Origin of the sequence: Agrobacterium sp. NPDC090273 (genome assembly GCF_044772305.1) — a bacterium.
GTDB lineage: Bacteria > Pseudomonadota > Alphaproteobacteria > Rhizobiales > Rhizobiaceae > Agrobacterium.
Map to the genome: position 1 here is coordinate 274,002 of NZ_JBIVYN010000007.1, position 15,828 is coordinate 289,829.

Below are 15,828 nucleotides of genomic sequence, written 5' to 3' on the forward strand. Positions count from 1 at the left end.
TTTGTCGCAGCAGGGAAGGTCACGTCCCTTTTGCAATCGCATGAAAGAAGCTGCCGGAAACAGGTCCGCGTCTTCCACCGGAAGGTCCGAGTACACGGCCTTGCCCATCGGCAATCTCCGCAAAAGGTTCATCCCGGCCCGGATCGGTCACACGCGCATAATGGAATTCATGGCCGCGCAAAACCTCGCCCGCCTTGCCAAGCGGACCATCAACGGTAATCGTCGCCTGTCGATAACCAAGGTTCATCTTGCGCTTGGCGAAACTGGTAGCGTGCGACAAAAGCCCCGTCATAGCATGTGTCACGCCATCTGCATCTTCCAGTGCCTCACCCAGCACCATGTAGCCACCGCACTCGCCGTGAACAGGTTTTTTTGCGGCAAAGCGAGCAAGACCGGCTTTGAAATTCGCAGCATCTGCAAGCGTACCGGCATGGAGTTCAGGATATCCGCCTGGCAGCCAGCAAACATCGCACGTCTCATCGGGCGCTTGGTCGGCGAGTGGCGAAAACGGTACGATCTCCGCTCCCACTGCGCGCCAATGACTTTTGAGATGCGGATAAAGGAAGGTAAAAGCGGCATCCTCCGCAAGCGCGATGCGCTGACCGGGAGGAGCAATTGCCGCCTCTAAGGAGCCAGATGGGACCTCGACAGGAGTGGCCAACGAGAGCAGCACATCAAGATCGATGGACTTTTCCATCGTGTCTGCCAGCCGTTCGATATGGGCATCGATTTCCGAGTGTTCACTGGCTTGAACCAATCCCAGATGCCGTTCCGGCAGAAAAAGTGAAGGATCGCGCAAGACGCAACCGACAACGGGAAGGCCAATATTTTCGATTGCCTCGGAACAAAGCGTACGGTGCCTTTCGCTGCCAGCACGATTAAGGACAACAGCACCCATGCGGACTGCCGGATCGTAATGCGCGAAACCATGTGCAATCGCCGCAGCCGTCTGCGACTGACCGGAAACATCGAGAACGAGAAGCACGGGTATGCCGAAAAGCCGCGCCAGATCAGCAGCCGACCCGCTACGGTGTTCTGCAACAGGGATACCATCGAAAAGACCCATGGCACTTTCGATGATGACGAGGTCGGCGCCGGCGGCCTGCTCCAGAAAGAGATATCGCAACAGATCGGGCTGCATGGCCCAACTGTCGAGATTGAGACCAGCGGAACCGGCCGCAAACGCATGAAAGCCGGGGTCGATGTAATCCGGGCCGGTCTTGATACCACGCACATTGACACCACGTCGGGCGAACGCGCGCAGCAGGCCGATCGTCACACTGGTTTTGCCGGAGCCGGAGCGTGGTGCGCCAATGATGATTGCCCGTGTTGTCATGATCAGGATATTCCGAGACGATGTCGCATGGAAACAATATCACCAATGACGATCAGGGCTGGCGCCTCGAAATTCTCACGCTTTGCATCGTCGGCTATGTTTTTCAGTGATCCGATGAAAATTCGTTCCTGCGCAGTCGTCGCAGCCATTATGATGGCAACCGGCGTGTCGCCAGACCGCCCGCCTGTCATCAAGAGACCAGCGATGGTACCGATGTTCTTCAGGCCCATATAGACGACGATCGGTTCCTTCGTCTTGGCGAGCGCCAGCCAGTCAAGATCGTCCTCGGTACCTGCCGCATGGCCTGTCGCGAGCGTTATGGCCCGGCTGATGCCTCGCATCGTCGCTGGAATACCAGCCGCCGCCAGGGCCGTAAACGAGGACGTCATACCCGGCAGCACGCGAAATGAGATGCCAGCCTCGCGCAGCGCTTCGATTTCTTCGCCCCCCCGGCCGAAAATGAAGGGATCGCCACCTTTCAGGCGCAACACCTTTTTCCCTTTTCGAGCAAAGTCGATCAACGACGCTGTAATATCATCCTGCACGGCAGAAGGCTTGCCGCCCCGTTTACCGGCAAAAACGATCTCCGCCTGCGCACCCAGGGCAAGAACCTCATCGCTAACAAGAGCGTCGCGCACGATGATGTCTGCTTGTCCCAGCGCAAGAGCGACATCCAGTGTGAGATAACGCACATCACCTGGCCCGGCTCCGGCCAGCCAGACATGACCGGCTTCGAATGCCGGTCCTTTTTGGGCGATGTTATCCAGAATTTGCGATATCGACATACTTGCTGCTTGCTCTTTAACGATGACGGATAAAGCCGTCCCGGCTATAGGAATTCAAATGGAAACGGATGGAAAGACCCTTCGCCGCGGCTGGACCACGGGCACCTGCGCGGCAGCCGCCACGAAGGCGGCCTGCGCCGCCCTTCTGACCGGCGAATTTCCTTACCCTGTCGAGGTTGAACTTCCAAGCGGGGCGCGACCGGCATTTTCGCTTGCGACCCAGGAAAAGGGTGAAAAATTTGCCCGGGCCGGCGTCATCAAGGATGCTGGAGACGATCCGGATGTCACGCATGGTGCGCTGATTGAAAGCACCGTGCGGTTGGGAAAACACGGAAGCGGCATCGTTTTCAAGGCTGGCAAGGGGGTCGGCACAATCACCCGACCAGGCCTGCCCTTGCCCCCCGGCGAACCCGCAATCAACCCCGTTCCTCGCCGCATGATCGAAACTGCAATTCGTGAGGTTGCCGGTGATAACAGGGATTTCGAGGTGGAAATCTCGGTTCGCGACGGCGAAAAAATGGCTGAGAAAACGCTGAACGGCCGGCTTGGAATTATCGGCGGCATTTCCATTCTCGGGACGACCGGGGTGGTTATTCCTTTTTCCTGTTCGGCATGGATTCACTCGATCTGGCGCGGCATCGATGTCGCCCGTGCGACCGGTCTTACCCACCTGCTTGGCGCCACCGGCAACACGTCGGAGAAGGCAGGACAGGCGCTGTATGAGTTGCCTGAAACGGCCTTGATCGACATGGGCGATTTCATCGGCGGCATGCTCAAATACCTGCGCAGCCATCCGGTCGAACGGGTCACCATTGCCGGCGGTGTCGCCAAGATGACCAAGCTGGCGCAGGGCATGCTGGATGTTCACTCCAAACGCGGTCTTGCTGATCTCGAAGCCCTTGCCGAACTGGCCATCGGAGCCGGTGCGGACGACGTGCTTGCCAGTGAAATCCGGCAGGCCAATATGGTGGCACACGCTTTTCAACTGGCTGAAGCCGCAGGAATTAATCTGGGCAATATCGTTGCTGAGAAAGCCTGGGTCACCGCCGCCGCCGCATTGAAAGATCCGGCTGTCTCGCTCGATATTCTGGTATTCGACCGGCAGGGCAATCTGAAAGGCCGCACCGCCTTCACGCCGTCCGATCACCCTTCAGCATTCTCCTTCGAAGAGCGGAACCGACGGACATAATCGGCGCTGTAAAGCGCGCTTTCGCGGAAATCCTCGGACGCAAGTCCACGCCCGACAAAAATCAGCGCTGTTCGCTCCACAGGTTCGGCAGCGAGCTTGCCTTCGATATCGGTCAATGTACCACGAATGACCCGTTCCTCGGGCCAGGATGCACGAACGACGATCGCAACCGGGCAATCGGCTCCGTAGAGCGGTGTCAGTTCCTCGACCACCTTGCCGATGGCATGAATGGCAAGATGGATGGCGAGCGTCGCACCGGTCGCACCGAAAGCCTTCAAGGTCTCGGTCTCGGGCATTTTCGAAGCGCGTCCGGAAACACGAGTCAGAACCAGGCTTTGCGCAACCTCGGGAACCGTCAACTCGCGCTTGAGCGTTGCAGCAGCGGCCGCAAAGGATGGAACCCCAGGCGTGACAGTATAGTCGAGACCCAATCGCTCGAGGCGGCGGATCTGTTCGCCCATGGCGCTCCAGACGGAAAGATCACCAGAATGCAGGCGGGCCACATCCTTACCCGCTTTCGCTGCTGCGACGAACTCAGCCTCGATCTCGTCCAACGACAAGGAAGAGGTGTCAACAATGCGCGCGCCCGGCGGGCAGTAGTCGATGAGCGCTTTCGGCACCAGCGAACCGGCATAAAGGCAGACAGGGCAGGCGGCGATCAGGTCGCGCCCGCGCACCGTGATCAGGTCGGCAGCACCCGGGCCTGCGCCGATAAAATGAACCGTCATGTTTCTTCTCCAGAAGTGGCAAAGGCCACCGTGATATCGCCAACCACGAAACGCGGTGCGACCAGTTTCGAATTCTTGCCAGCAACGGCGAGGGCTGAGGCTTCGCTGACACTGGGCGATCTTGCGTGAGTGAGGCTGACTTCCGAAATCGTCAGCACACTCGCCGCCGCAGCATCGAGGCTCACCTGATCGGCCACGACTAACCGCATTCCAAGTTGCCGCGCCGCACTTTTTATACCCGGCTCATCAGCCTTGATTGGCGCCGTGGCGAGACAATCCGCGTTTACGTCAAACGCCTCCTGTGCAGCGCGCAATGCCGCCACGATAGCGTCTCCGCCGACGCCTTTACGGCATCCTATTCCCGCAACGATCACGTTTCCTCATCCCGTGATTTGGTCCAGCTCCACTGCGTGACGGGCATCGCCGGTTTCCAGCCCGACATCGACCCGACCGCCGACGCACGTGAGACGTCGAGCCGGATGAGGGAACCGCCAAGGCGCGCCTGCGCGGCGAGTAGCATCGCTTCCATTTCCAGCGTCACGGCATTGGCGATAAGCCGGCCACCTGGCTTCAGAGCCTCGATCGCACCGTCCAGAACGCCCTTTTCGCTGCCACCTCCACCAATGAAAATCGCATCTGGGCGAGGTAGACCTTCAAAAGCTTCCGGTGCCCTGCCAATCAGAATTTCAAGTCCGGGAACGCCGAAGGCTTCTGCATTGCGCGCGATACGCTCGGCACGCTGACTGTGCTGTTCAATCGCGATGACTTTGAGCGAAGGGTGCGAAAGCATCCATTCGATCCCGATCGACCCGGAGCCAGCGCCGATATCCCATAAAAGTTCACCATGGCGCGGGGCAAGCGACGACAAAGTGACCGCACGTATCTCGCGTTTGGTAATCTGCCCATCATGTTCAAACAACGCGTCATCAAGTCCGCTGGTGTAGGATAAGATACGCGCGTTTGCGTCAGCGACGATATCAATCGCCACGACGTTCAGGGGATCGATGTTCTCTAGAGAGAAATCCTGAGCCTTGGCGTGACGCAACCGCTCACGTTGCCCACCGAGCGCTTCCAGCAAGAGAAACGTCGAATGCCCGAACCCCGTCTCCGAAAGCAATTTTGCGATAAGAGTTGGCGCTTGGGCATCGGAGGTCAGTGCGATGATCTTTGCACCTTGATGCAGGTGCGGCCGAATGAGATCAATGGAACGGCCGTGCAAAGACACGCATTCAACGGATTGCAGAGCCCAACCCAGACGTGATGCCGCAAGAGAAAATGCGGACGGCGACGGATGGGAAACCGTCTCTTCGGCGGCAATCTTTCTCAGCAGCGTTACCCCGACGCCGTAGAAGAACGGATCGCCAGATACGAGAACACAGACTTTATGGCCGCGTAGTGCCACGACTTCGGACATCTCGACATCAAATGGTGTAGGCCAGGACCTCGCCTCACCCTTGATTGCGGATGCCGCAAGCTCCAGGTGGCGCACACCGCCGAAAACAACCGCCGCACTTTCAATGGCACGACGAGCGTTTTCGCCAAGTCCGGACAATCCATCCTCGCCGATCCCCACGATCGAAAGCCACGGCTTTTTTGCCTTTTCAGTGGCAGCTTCATCCGTTCCAGCATATTCAGAGACCATGACACGCTCCATCCTGATCCTTGGCGGCACAACGGACGCCCGCCTTCTCGCCGGAAAGCTGGCCGAGGACTCCGGCTTCCGCATTCTGCTGTCCATGGCTGGACGTACACGAGACCCGGTTAAACAACCGGTACCCACCAGAACCGGCGGTTTTGGCGGATCGGCCGGACTTGCAGAATTCATCCGAAACGAGAAATTTGATATTCTGGTGGACGCGACCCACCCCTTTGCGGCGCGTATTTCGCGTAACGCTGCAGAAGCCGCCTTGTTGGCTGATACTCCGCTGATTGCGCTCGACCGCCCGGCGTGGCGACAGCAACAGGGCGATCGATGGCAAAGGGTGATGACGACGCATGACGCGGTAACCGTACTTGGCACCGCCCCCAGACACGTATTCCTTGCGCTGGGGCGACAAGAGCTTTTGCCATTCGAAATGGCTCCGCAACATTCCTACCTGGTCCGCAGTGTCGATCCGGTCGAGCCGCCACTCAAGCTGCCGGACATTCGCTACATAACGGCACGTGGACCTTTTGTTCTGGATGACGAAATCGCCATGCTGAACGACAACGGCATTGAGATCGTGGTATCCAAGAACTCCGGCGGCAATGCCTCCTATGGAAAGATCGAAGCGGCACGACAGCTCGGCATTCCCGTCATTATGATCGAACGGCCGGAACGTCCCGACGTGGCGACGGTGCCCGATATAGACACTGCGTTGGCCGCTATCCGTCATCAGTTTTCCCTTGCCGAGAAACGCGGCGAGTAAACCAGTGACGGTTGGTTTTTGCGGTCAATGATCCGGGTTTCGACCGATCCGACGATAATGCAGGTGGCCATGTCGGCCATGTCACTCTGCGCTTCAGACAACGGCACAACGCGCATGCGCTCATCCTGTCGACCCGCCGCCCGGCCGAAAATCACCGGCACCGACCCCGGCAAATGATTACGCAGGATATCGAATGCCGTCGTCAACTGATGTGGACGGGCCTTGCTGACGGGATTGTAGAAAGCCATGACGAAACCGGCTTCCGCCGCCGCAATCAAGCGCTTTTCAATAATGGCCCAGGGTTTCAGGTTGTCCGAAAGGGAGATGGCACAAAAATCATGGCCAAGTGGTGCTCCGGCACGTGCGGCAACAGCAAGCATGGCTGTCACCCCTGGCACGACTGAGAATTCGATATCCCGCCATTCGGCAGGGCCATCTTCCATGGCTTCACACACGGCGGCAGCCATGGCGAAAACACCGGGATCACCGCCGGAAACGACACACACATTGCCGCCTGATGCCGCAAGTCGAAGCGCCTGTCCGGCCCGCGAAATCTCCTCGCGATTGTCGGAAGCATGGCGACGCTGATCTGGACGCAGCGACAGCCTGTCGAGATAGGGAATGTATCCGAAGAAATCCACCGCCGCTTCGACTGCGGCCAATGCCTCAGGCGTAATCTGCCCGGTATTTCCAGGGCCAAGGCCAACGACCGTCAGCTTGCCGGTCATTGTGCATCCTCGTTCGAAGGCCTGTCCTTCCATCCGGGAACCAGCACCAGCGAGAAATAAGGTGCTGGCGAACCGTCTCGCTCGGCCAGCCGCATGGCTTGACCGTTTTCCATGGTGCCGCGCTCGACGTAGAGCGCATTTTCCAGTTTTCCAGCCTTTTCAAGAGCACGGCGGATTTTCGGCAGGTTGCGGCCAACCTTCATAATGACGGCACCATCTGTTCCCGAAAGCCGCGTTTCCAGGATTGCCTCGTCGAGCGTTCCCGGAAGAATGCTCAGGATGTCGTCACCCTGAACCAGTGGCAGGCCGGCCATCGACCAGCACCCGGACATCGCGGTTATGCCTGCCACGACTTCCGCCGGATAGGATGGAGCAAGACGCAGATGCAGATGCATATACGAACCATAAAACAGCGGATCGCCTTCCGACAGAACCGCAACATTGCGCCCGGCGTCGAGGTGAGCAGCAATATCCTTCGCCGACTGGTCGAAAAATGCGGCAATGGCGCCGCGATAGTCGTCACCGTTTTTGTCGCTCTCAACAGTGACAGGATAAACAAGCGGCATTTCCAGCGTGCCGGGACGAATGAAGGCTTCGACGATACGACGTCCGTTACCCGTGCTGCCCTTTTTGCAGAAAAACGCCACGACATCGGCTGTGTCGATGGCCCTGACGGCTTTTAGTGTCAGCAATTCCGGATCGCCGGGACCCGTACCAACGCCGATCAGCTTGCCCTTCAGCATCTTTTCCTGTGTCGGCTCCAACAAAGCAGCACTCATAGACCCGCCCTCGCGATAGCGTTGACGGCAGCGGCCGTCATTGCAGAGCCACCCATACGTCCTTTGACGATGGCGTAGGGAATACCAAGCGAGGTTTCCTCGAGTGCATCCTTTGATTCCATGGCGCCAACAAAACCGACGGGCATCCCGATGATCGCGGCGGGACGAGGAGCGCCTTTTTCCAGCATTTCCAGAAGATAGAACAGAGCGGTGGGCGCATTGCCGATAGCAACAACCGCGCCTTCCATCTTCTCGATCCAGAGATCGAGAGCAGCAGCGGAGCGCGTATTGCCAATTGCCTTGGCAAGTTCAGGTGTGCGCGGATCGCGCAAGGTGCAGATAACCTCATTATTGGCCGGCAAGCGGGCACGGGTAACGCCATGCGCAACCATCTCCGCATCGCAGAGGATGGGTTTTCCCGCAGCAAGCGCACCACGCGCTGCCGAAACGAAATCGGGCGAGAAGCGGAAATGACGCGTCGCTTCCACTTGCCCGCAGGCGTGGATCATACGGATGGCTATATCCGCCTGCTCTGGCGTGAAAACCGAAAGATCGGCTTCTTCACGGATGATGGCGAAGGAGCGCTCATAGATCGCATCGCCGTTGCGGATATAGTCATAGTTGGTCATCGGTCATCCTGTCGGAGCGCCGCGCTGACCCTGTCTTTGCCCAGGCGGACAAACAGGGTGCGGGCATTTTCTCCGGGCTTATGTTCTTTTTCGTAAAGTCGGGCAAGCCGCGAAAGCACGGCCTTTTGTTCATCAGACGGCAAAACAAGATCCGGTGCGTCGGAAACGCGGCCTGACAGCGAAAACGCCAGTCCTTCCGGAGAGCCTGAAATGGCAAGGAGGGACGGAGAGGGGTGCGCACAGCCTTTCCCACAACCGGACACATGCAGTGTCAAAGAGCCATCCAGCAACGACGCGCACTGCTTTGCCGCGAAATCGGCAAGTTCGTGGGTTGGCAGGAGGGCTGACGCGCAAGCCGGAGCACCGGAACAGGTTGCGAGAGACGATCTTGGGTCGTTTCCCGCAACGATCAGGCCGGATGACTTGGCATAGGCAATCAGCACCTCACATTGAGTGCGAGTACCGAAAAAAAATAGCCCGTGCGCCGGCCCCGGCCGCATTGCATGGATGCCGACGCTGAGCGCAGTGCGGCACAACGAGGAGAGCGACGCCGTCGCAATCTGCCCAAAGGCAGGTACGATGCCAGCCGCAAAACCATCGTCACCCAAGGCGATCAAACCGTAAGGAGATTTTAATGTCTCCGACAAATCGGGCGCCAATTGCTCCAACAGCACATCGCCGCAAATGGCGTTCACCGCATCACGGTCCAAATCGCGCCCACGCGCAGTTTGGCCCTGTTCAGCCAGGTGGCACAGAAGCGCCATGACAGCGTCGGCAGCGTGTTCTGGATGAAGGACACCGGCATAAAATGCCTTGTCTTCCGTTCCTCCCAGCATCACTTGCCAGAAGATCTGACCGTGGCGCTGCACCGCCTTCAATCGAACATCCGCGAGAAGATCGCTCATGCGAATCTGGCCACCGCCATCGACCACAACGGACATTTTTGCGGCAACACGCTCGTGCAAACGGAGTTCGAGACACTTTTCGTGAATGCACCTTGCAAGGGCAAGCGGACTGCTTGTTTCTGTCACATCACGCCCGCCAAGAGGCGAAGTTTCCACCGCCAATCCTTCTCGAACCGGCAGAGCAAGCGCAAGAACATCGTTTTCCAGGAGACAGGCGCTTGGTGATGTCAAACCACGAAACTGCAAGCCACCTCGCGCCGTCACATCAATCAACCCGTTGCCATGGCGGGCAGCCAGCTCGCAAAGATTTGCAAGATCCTGCGGTGATATATCGTCGGTGAAAGCGACACGGGACAAAAGTCCGTCACCCGTCTGCATCGGCGCCGACAAGGCAGGACAAACACCACGTCGGGAAAACGGCTGGACAGGATCGAGGTGCGCCGCGTTCATACGCTTACCCTCTCGGAATGCGGAACGATCAGCATTTCCAGTTCCGCATCCACCGCATTGCGGCGACTATGCCACAGGTTACGATGCCGCGCCGAGAGAAAACGTCGGGCCATGACCTCTGCCGCCTGCGGGTTTTCCCGAAGGATGAACGTACGCACAGCTTCATCGCCGAAATAGGCATCGTAGAGCGCTTCGATCAAAGACGAGGAAACGGCGTGTGTGGTTTCTGCAAAACCGATCAACCGGTCCACGGTTTCCGCAAATTCCGCAGCACCACGCGGACCGTGCCGCATCTGGCCGGCAATGAAGCGTGGATTCACGGCGCGGGCGCGCACGACACGTGTCAGGGCCTCTGCGATTGATCGGGCGCGCGGGCGACCGGGATTGGTGGTGTCCAGTGCCACGACATCGGCGGCTTGCCCGAGCAGCGCCTTGGCAGCGGCAAAACCACCGATAAATGCCACGTCGGACGATCCGTCGAGCAGATCGCGTCCGGGGTCATCGCCTGTATGGACGAGCAACTCGGCCTTCTCGACCTGTGCGGCAAAGCCGGCATTTTCAGACATCTCGAGACCATCTGCGCCACCGAAGGCGTGGTTTGCGGCATCGAGATAGGTACGACCAAGTTCTTGTCGTTCCTCCCAGGCCCCATTTGCCAGCTTTTCTTCGATCCCCGCGCCATAGGTGCCGGGGGCAGATCCGAAAATACGTGCCGGGATAAACCCGAGCGTGGACGCTTCCTCTCCCAACGGATTGTCACCTTGGGCTTCCTCACGCCGCGCAATCGCCTTGGCCGCAGCATCGAGAAGCGCGATAAGCGCCGGAAACATATCGCGAAAAAGACCGGAAATGCGGAAGGTCACATCGACACGCGGCCGACCGAGCGCCGCAGGGGGCAAAACCTCGATACCGGTGACCCGACCAGTAGCTGGATCGTAAACCGGTCTCGCGCCCATCAGATGGAGTGCCTGCGCGACATCCTCACCGCCATTGCGCAACGATGCCGAGCCCCAAAGGTCGAAAACCAAGTGCTTTGGCCAGTCACCGTGGCTCTGGAGGTAATGCCGAAGCACTTCCTCTCCTGCCATGCGGCCCAATTCGAAAGCCGTTGGCGTCGGCATTGTCCGGGGATCGGCCGCATAGAGATTGCGCCCCGTGGGCAGGACGTCCAGACGTCCGCGCGCTGGCGCACCGGAAGGGCCCGGAGGAATGTGTAGACCATCCAGAGCTGCAAGCAGTGCCGTCTTTTCCGACGCGGCACTTTGTAGCCTCAAAGGATCAACATCACCCGCAGCACTGCGTCCGAAAACATGCTGGCCATCCTTGATGGCAAAATCCTTCAGGTCACAGAGAAAGGCGTCAATACGAGACAGGGCAGTGTCTGCGTCGTCTTGAGTACCGACGCCTGCGTCGGCCGCCAGACCTGTCTCACGTGCTTTCTCCACAATCAGTTTCGCCAATCGATCACGGCGGCGGCGATCCAGCCCGTCCGCCTGGGCATATTCATCCACAAGCTGTTCGAGTGCCGTCTGATCCGCCGAGAGGCCGGCATCAACAAGCACCGGCGGGATGTGACCGATGGTAACAGCGGCGATACGGCGTTTGGCGACCGCCGCCTCGCCGGGATTGGAAACGATAAACGGATAGATGACTGGCAAAGCCCCGGCAACGACCTCCGGAAAGCAGGCTCGCGACAGAGCAACCGTCTTGCCGGGAAGCCATTCCAGTGTGCCATGCGCGCCGACATGGACGACGGCGTGGGCATCGACTTCCCTTTGCATCCACGCACCGAATGCCGCCAGTGCATGACGCGGTGGCAGTGCAGGATCGTGATAATCCACGCGGCGATCTTCGTTACGGCCGCGATCAGGGGCGAGAGCCACCGTGACGGAACCAAACGTCGCGGCACGAAAGCGGAATGCCCCCGCGCGGACAGCATCGTCCTCCTCGGCAGGACCCCACGTCGCCTCCAGTGCATCACTCACCTCTGCCGGAAATGCAGCGCGAAAATCCGCGTAGGCAGAACAATCGATCTGCACATGCCCCTGTTCGACGCGATCGAGCAAGGCACGCGCCGTTTCTGGAATTTCCGAGACCGAATATCCCGCAGCATTCAGGTCGCGCAGCATTTCCAGAACGCTTTGTGGCACATCGAGCCCGACGGCATATCCGGTTCGTCCGGGTGCCGCACCTGGATAATCGGGCATCAGAACAACAATACGACGCTCCTGACGCGGTGTCTGTTTCAATCGCAGGAAGGCTGCAATGCGGTTCGTCACCTGCAGGATGCGGTCTGACTCAGGCACATTGATGAGGGCTGAGTTACCCTGCGTACCGGGCTGCTTGAATGAGATCACACCGGCAAGAATCCGGCCATCCAGCTCCGGGAGCACGACGTGCATGGCAAGATCGGAAGGGTTTAGGCCACGGCTATTGTCCGCCCAACCGTCACGCCGGGTTGTTGCCATGATGACCTGAAAGACCGGCAATCCCAATCGATCGAACAGGGTTTTTCCATGGTCATCGACCTGACTGGCAAACGCCGTAGCAGCAATAATGGCAGCCGGTTTCAAGCCGGGAAGCACACGCTCCAGAAAACCCGCCGCATCCGCATCCTTCAGACCGCTGACAAAGATTGGCAACGGCGCGAAACCCCGCGCCTTCAAGGATGCAAACAATGCGTCGATGGGCGCGACATCGGACGCCAGCAGCATTGAGCGATAAAACAGGATGGGCAGGACTGGAGCATTGACGCCAAAATCCTCCGTCGCCCGTTTTTCAGCAACGAAGCCCTCACCCGGCCGATAAAAGCCGGTCTTTGGCAGGGGAACAGGTTCAACTTGCGGCCAGTTGTAACCGCCTGAGAGCGCCGCCAATCCGCTGGCGAGACGCTCCATGTTCTCCGACCCTCCTTCGCGGAAGAAGGAGAGGATCGCAGCAAGTGTCGACTGGTCGATCGTTGAAGCCGCTTCCAGCTTTTCGTCGCGCTCGCTGCATTCGCCGGGCAGAAGCGCAAGCTTCACACCGCGCCGTCGCGCCATCTGCGCAAGCTGATCCACGCCATACCGCCAGCGATACGCACCACCCAGAATCCGGATAAGGATAAGCTTTGCGTGTTCTGCGGTCTTCTCGATCCAAAGATCGACCGACATGGGGTGGCGAAGCTCCGAAAGATTGGCGGTAACGAGAATAGGGCGTGCCTGATCCTCCCGCCATGCCCGTTCCAGACAAGCGAGATCGCTGGCCGAAAAGGACAAAACCACGACATCTGCCTGCGGCTGGTTGAGATCAACCGGCTCGATCAGGTCGTCCAGAGACGACGATGTCGTGGCAAGGATATGCATTGTCAGGCAGCCAGCATCTGTTCGATCTTCTCGCGGTTCAGGCCTTTTTCACCGATGACGACCAGTCGGCTGCGCCGCGTCTCACCGGGCGCCCACGGCCGGTCGTAGTAGTGATTGACGCGGCTTCCGACCGCCTGCACCTGAAGACGCATCGGCTTGGCCGAAACCTCGATGAAGCCTTTGATACGAAGGACGTTTTCCGCTGCAGCCGTTTCGGCGATGCGGACGGCGAGGGCTTCCGGATCGGTCACCGCAGGCAGGTCGATAACGAAACTGTCGAAATCGTCGTGATCGTGATCGTGTTCTTCATCGTGATGCGTATGACGGTTTTCGATATCCTCTTCAACCGCAAGGCCGAGGCCAATCAGCACGGCAGGATCAACGGCGCCGTTCGACGCGACGACGATCTTAGCAGCCTTCGGCAGATGTTCCGAGACGTGGGCTTTGGCCTTTTCAAGACCGGCAGCGTCAAGCAGATCGGCCTTGGTCATGACGATGAGATCGGCACAGGCAACCTGATCTTCGAAAACCTCTTCAACGGGATCATCGTGATCAAGCGCTTCATCGGCCTGCCGCTGTGCGGAAAGAGCCTCCATGTCGTGTGCGACCTGGCCTTCAGCCAGAGCTGCGCCGTCCACGACAGCAATAACGGCATCAACCGTGACACGGCTTTTGATCGCCGGCCACTGGAAAGCCTGAACAAGCGGCTTTGGCAGTGCCAGACCCGAAGTCTCGATCAGAATGTGCTCGACCTTCGGCTGGCGGCTGAGAATCTGCTCGATCGCTGGCTGGAAGTCATCGGCCACTGTGCAGCAGATGCAGCCATTGGCCAGTTCGACAATGTTTTCTTCCGGGCAGCTCTCGATACCGCAACCCTTGAGAATTTCGCCATCGATGCCGACATCACCGAATTCATTGACGATAATGGCAAGACGTTTCCCGTCGAGTTTTTCGAGAAGGCCACGCAGAAGCGTTGTTTTTCCGGCCCCCAGAAAACCGGTAACGATGGTGCAGGGAACGCGATCCAGAAGGGTGCTCATTTCATCTCCTCGGTAAAATCGAATGGGGGAATACGCGCGACCATGCCGCGCTTCAAACTATCTGGACGGCCGCGCCAGGGCATCAGCCCGTCCGGCGCAGTGGCCAGCAGGCGAGCGCCAACAAGCAAATCCTCGGCATTGTCGGGCGTCAGTCCGCCAAACACATAAGACCAGCCATCGGCGCCACGTAAAACAGCGCTCAGCCCACGCTTGCAATTGGCAAGACAATTGACGCTTCGCACCTCGATACCCGCGTTGTGCGCCTTTTCGGCTGCACGTTCCGCCAGGATGGAACCGGGACGGGGATCGAGATCTGGATCGCTGGCATCACGACAACTGCGGCACACAAACACGACCACGCCGGAAACGTCATCGTTTTCCAACCCATCTTTGGTGCATGAGGATGTGACTGCGATATCCAAACCGTTTTCGCTTTCCGCGCCTTAAAACTTTTCGGGGTGCGCATCTCGAAAACGGCACGCTTGCCAGGCAAGGCGGCTCGTTCGATTTCAGCGGCTGGCCGGAGCACCCCGCCCGGCAGACGTTTTTGCGTGAACGGCAGGTCTCCTGGCTCGCGGCTTGATCGATACCCGTTTGACACCGCCTTCCCGGACATGTTCGGTCCAGTGGCTTCACGGTGTGGGCTTACCGCTTACAGTTGCGGGGGCAGCCACGGATTGACCCAACGGGGCTTGAACCGTGTTCCCTCTTAGCTTTCCCCGTTGCCGGAAAAAGACCGTTTGCTCGATACACTTAGGCTGAACGCCTTTTGCGGTCAATGCCATGCTGTCCCTGCCAGCGGATTGCCGGGTGCGGCAAATTGGGTATAGTCGCCGCTTCCACGGCGAGGTGTTCACACGCGCTGCCGAAAAACAGGGACATGCATGATGAACCGCGAAATCAACGACGCCGAAGCCGAGCGACACCGGCAGAAGATGGTGAACCGTAAAGCGGTGCAGGATGCCGAAGTTGCTGAAAAGACGGTCGAAAAAGGTCTGCTGATGGTCAATACCGGCCCCGGCAAGGGTAAATCGACGGCGGCGTTCGGGCTCGCCTTGCGCATGCTCGGAAATGGCAGGCGTGTCGGCGTCGTGCAGTTCATCAAGGGCGCATGGTCGACCGGTGAGCAGCAAGCACTGAGCCTGTTTGGCGACAAGGTGGAGTGGCGAACCATGGGCGAAGGTTTCACATGGGACACGCAGGATCTGAAGCGCGATGTCGCCGCGGCAACCAAGGCATGGGAAGAGGCCAAGACCCTGATGGCCGATGAAAGCATCGGTCTTTTGATCCTGGATGAACTCAACATCGCACTGCGCTACGACTACCTGCCTCTGGAAGAGGTCATTGCAACGCTTGAGAAACGCCGGACTGATTTGCATGTCATCGTCACCGGCCGTAACGCCAAGCCAGCCCTGATCGAGGCCGCCGATATGGTCACGGAAATGAGCCTCGTCAAACATCACTTCAAGGCGGGCGTGAAGGCGCAGGCGGGAATCGAGTTCTGATC

The 15,828-nt window shown here is 58.8% G+C and carries 15 protein-coding genes and 1 riboswitch; of the genes, 3 read left to right on the plus strand and 12 right to left on the minus strand.

Annotated features, from left to right (window positions below; translation table 11 throughout):
- Nucleotides 1-19: 19 nt before the first annotated feature.
- A complete protein-coding gene (locus ACIQT8_RS19600) occupies nt 20-1,336 on the minus strand; it encodes a cobyrinate a,c-diamide synthase (RefSeq protein WP_400968529.1) in 1,317 nt (438 codons plus the stop codon).
- Nucleotides 1,337-1,338: 2 nt separating this feature from the next.
- The gene (gene cobA / locus ACIQT8_RS19605) at nt 1,339-2,121 is read right to left on the minus strand and encodes a uroporphyrinogen-III C-methyltransferase (RefSeq protein WP_400968531.1); all 783 of its coding nucleotides are present in this window, start codon (nt 2,119-2,121) and stop codon (nt 1,339-1,341) included.
- A gap of 58 nt (nt 2,122-2,179) precedes the next feature.
- Between cobA and ACIQT8_RS19610 the strand changes: the two genes are divergently transcribed.
- Entirely contained in the window at nt 2,180-3,310 is a 1,131-nt protein-coding gene (locus tag ACIQT8_RS19610; RefSeq protein WP_400968533.1) for a cobalt-precorrin-5B (C(1))-methyltransferase, read from the plus strand.
- On the opposite strand, the gene cobM is transcribed toward ACIQT8_RS19610, so the two are convergent.
- Genes cobM through cbiE form a run of 3 tightly spaced genes read right to left on the minus strand, consistent with a single transcriptional unit; the run spans nt 3,265 to nt 5,680 of the window.
- Nucleotides 3,265-4,038 (minus strand): precorrin-4 C(11)-methyltransferase, encoded by a 774-nt coding sequence (gene cobM, locus ACIQT8_RS19615; protein ID WP_400968535.1) that lies wholly within the window; start codon nt 4,036-4,038, stop codon nt 3,265-3,267. The two genes, ACIQT8_RS19610 and cobM, sit on opposite strands and share 46 nt — an antisense overlap.
- A complete protein-coding gene (locus ACIQT8_RS19620; RefSeq protein ID WP_400968538.1) occupies nt 4,035-4,412 on the minus strand; it encodes a cobalamin biosynthesis protein in 378 nt (125 codons plus the stop codon). The genes cobM and ACIQT8_RS19620 overlap by 4 nt, the downstream gene beginning before the upstream one ends.
- Nucleotides 4,409-5,680 (minus strand): precorrin-6y C5,15-methyltransferase (decarboxylating) subunit CbiE, encoded by a 1,272-nt coding sequence (cbiE, locus tag ACIQT8_RS19625; RefSeq protein ID WP_400968541.1) that lies wholly within the window; start codon nt 5,678-5,680, stop codon nt 4,409-4,411. The genes ACIQT8_RS19620 and cbiE overlap by 4 nt, the downstream gene beginning before the upstream one ends.
- Between cbiE and ACIQT8_RS19630 the strand changes: the two genes are divergently transcribed.
- Nucleotides 5,679-6,446, plus strand: coding sequence for a cobalt-precorrin-6A reductase (locus tag ACIQT8_RS19630; protein ID WP_400968544.1), 768 nt, complete (start codon nt 5,679-5,681; stop codon nt 6,444-6,446). The two genes, cbiE and ACIQT8_RS19630, sit on opposite strands and share 2 nt — an antisense overlap.
- Here the strand turns inward: ACIQT8_RS19630 and ACIQT8_RS19635 are convergent.
- Genes ACIQT8_RS19635 through ACIQT8_RS19665 form a run of 7 tightly spaced genes read right to left on the minus strand, consistent with a single transcriptional unit; the run spans nt 6,413 to nt 14,704 of the window.
- Nucleotides 6,413-7,174: a precorrin-3B C(17)-methyltransferase gene (locus tag ACIQT8_RS19635; RefSeq protein WP_138795161.1), complete on the minus strand. Its 762-nt coding sequence runs from the start codon at nt 7,172-7,174 to the stop codon at nt 6,413-6,415. The genes ACIQT8_RS19630 and ACIQT8_RS19635 overlap by 34 nt on opposite strands.
- The gene (locus ACIQT8_RS19640; RefSeq protein ID WP_262523517.1) at nt 7,171-7,953 is read right to left on the minus strand and encodes a precorrin-2 C(20)-methyltransferase; all 783 of its coding nucleotides are present in this window, start codon (nt 7,951-7,953) and stop codon (nt 7,171-7,173) included. The genes ACIQT8_RS19635 and ACIQT8_RS19640 overlap by 4 nt, the downstream gene beginning before the upstream one ends.
- Nucleotides 7,950-8,582, minus strand: a complete 633-nt coding sequence (locus tag ACIQT8_RS19645; RefSeq protein ID WP_400968547.1) for a precorrin-8X methylmutase — start codon at nt 8,580-8,582, stop codon at nt 7,950-7,952. Before ACIQT8_RS19645 ends, ACIQT8_RS19640 begins: the two co-directional genes overlap by 4 nt.
- The gene (gene cobG, locus ACIQT8_RS19650) at nt 8,579-9,937 is read right to left on the minus strand and encodes a precorrin-3B synthase (protein ID WP_400968550.1); all 1,359 of its coding nucleotides are present in this window, start codon (nt 9,935-9,937) and stop codon (nt 8,579-8,581) included. Before cobG ends, ACIQT8_RS19645 begins: the two co-directional genes overlap by 4 nt.
- Nucleotides 9,934-13,281, minus strand: coding sequence for a cobaltochelatase subunit CobN (gene cobN, locus ACIQT8_RS19655; RefSeq protein WP_400968553.1), 3,348 nt, complete (start codon nt 13,279-13,281; stop codon nt 9,934-9,936). Before cobN ends, cobG begins: the two co-directional genes overlap by 4 nt.
- A gap of 2 nt (nt 13,282-13,283) precedes the next feature.
- On the minus strand, nt 13,284-14,321 hold the full coding sequence (cobW, locus tag ACIQT8_RS19660) for a cobalamin biosynthesis protein CobW (RefSeq protein WP_138795156.1): 1,038 nt from the start codon (nt 14,319-14,321) through the stop codon (nt 13,284-13,286).
- Nucleotides 14,318-14,704 carry a DUF1636 family protein gene (locus ACIQT8_RS19665; RefSeq protein WP_400968557.1) on the minus strand — a complete coding sequence of 129 codons (387 nt, stop codon included), beginning with the start codon at nt 14,702-14,704 and terminating at the stop codon, nt 14,318-14,320. The genes cobW and ACIQT8_RS19665 overlap by 4 nt, the downstream gene beginning before the upstream one ends.
- A gap of 156 nt (nt 14,705-14,860) precedes the next feature.
- A riboswitch (cobalamin riboswitch) is annotated at nt 14,861-15,077 on the minus strand.
- A 131-nt stretch (nt 15,078-15,208) separates the two neighbouring features.
- Here ACIQT8_RS19665 and cobO point away from each other — a divergent pair.
- The gene (gene cobO / locus ACIQT8_RS19670) at nt 15,209-15,826 is read left to right on the plus strand and encodes a cob(I)yrinic acid a,c-diamide adenosyltransferase (RefSeq protein WP_400968740.1); all 618 of its coding nucleotides are present in this window, start codon (nt 15,209-15,211) and stop codon (nt 15,824-15,826) included.
- Nucleotides 15,827-15,828 lie beyond the last annotated feature (2 nt).

Coding starts and splice junctions, on each gene's coding strand:
- cbiE (WP_400968541.1), bottom strand. CDS start 5,680: ATGGTCTCTGAATATGCTGGAACGGATGAAGCTGCCACTGAAAAGGCA.
- ACIQT8_RS19610 (WP_400968533.1), top strand. CDS start 2,180: ATGGAAACGGATGGAAAGACCCTTCGCCGCGGCTGGACCACGGGCACC.
- ACIQT8_RS19630 (WP_400968544.1), top strand. CDS start 5,679: ATGACACGCTCCATCCTGATCCTTGGCGGCACAACGGACGCCCGCCTT.
- cobN (WP_400968553.1), bottom strand. CDS start 13,281: ATGCATATCCTTGCCACGACATCGTCGTCTCTGGACGACCTGATCGAG.
- cobA (WP_400968531.1), bottom strand. CDS start 2,121: ATGTCGATATCGCAAATTCTGGATAACATCGCCCAAAAAGGACCGGCA.
- cobG (WP_400968550.1), bottom strand. CDS start 9,937: ATGAACGCGGCGCACCTCGATCCTGTCCAGCCGTTTTCCCGACGTGGT.
- ACIQT8_RS19640 (WP_262523517.1), bottom strand. CDS start 7,953: ATGAGTGCTGCTTTGTTGGAGCCGACACAGGAAAAGATGCTGAAGGGC.
- ACIQT8_RS19600 (WP_400968529.1), bottom strand. CDS start 1,336: ATGACAACACGGGCAATCATCATTGGCGCACCACGCTCCGGCTCCGGC.
- cobO (WP_400968740.1), top strand. CDS start 15,209: ATGAACCGCGAAATCAACGACGCCGAAGCCGAGCGACACCGGCAGAAG.
- cobM (WP_400968535.1), bottom strand. CDS start 4,038: ATGACGGTTCATTTTATCGGCGCAGGCCCGGGTGCTGCCGACCTGATC.
- cobW (WP_138795156.1), bottom strand. CDS start 14,321: ATGAGCACCCTTCTGGATCGCGTTCCCTGCACCATCGTTACCGGTTTT.
- ACIQT8_RS19645 (WP_400968547.1), bottom strand. CDS start 8,582: ATGACCAACTATGACTATATCCGCAACGGCGATGCGATCTATGAGCGC.
- ACIQT8_RS19635 (WP_138795161.1), bottom strand. CDS start 7,174: ATGACCGGCAAGCTGACGGTCGTTGGCCTTGGCCCTGGAAATACCGGG.